Source organism: Cognatundibacterium luofuense (assembly GCF_018139685.1).
Lineage (GTDB): Bacteria > Pseudomonadota > Gammaproteobacteria > Burkholderiales > Burkholderiaceae_D > Undibacterium > Undibacterium luofuense.
Genome location: NZ_JAGSPN010000638.1, coordinates 1 through 283, shown reverse-complemented (window position 1 = coordinate 283; position 283 = coordinate 1). Strand labels below are relative to the sequence as shown.

The following is a 283-nucleotide window of genomic DNA, read 5'->3' as shown; positions in this document are numbered from 1 at the left end:
ATATGGTCGATTCCCTGCGTGCTGCACGCAAGGCGTTCCCGGTGATTGGTGCGCAAGACTCCGGCAAGCTGGTACTGACTGGCTATTCGCAAGGTGGTCACGTTGCGATGGCAACCCAACGCGCGATGCAAACAACCTATGCTTCTGAATTCAAAGTCAGTGCCTTGGCTGGTATGTCCGGCCCGTATGCGCTGGCGATGTTGGGTGATGCTGTATTTGGTGGTGCCCCTAATGCGGGCGGCACTATATTTACACCTATGCTGACGACTAGCTTCCAGAAATC

At 54.8% G+C, this 283-nt stretch carries 1 protein-coding gene; it reads left to right on the top strand.

Annotation, left to right across the window (positions count from 1 at the left end):
- A partial coding sequence (locus KDM89_RS21990; RefSeq protein WP_230428028.1) for a lipase family protein occupies positions 1–283 on the top strand: 283 nt, incomplete at both ends.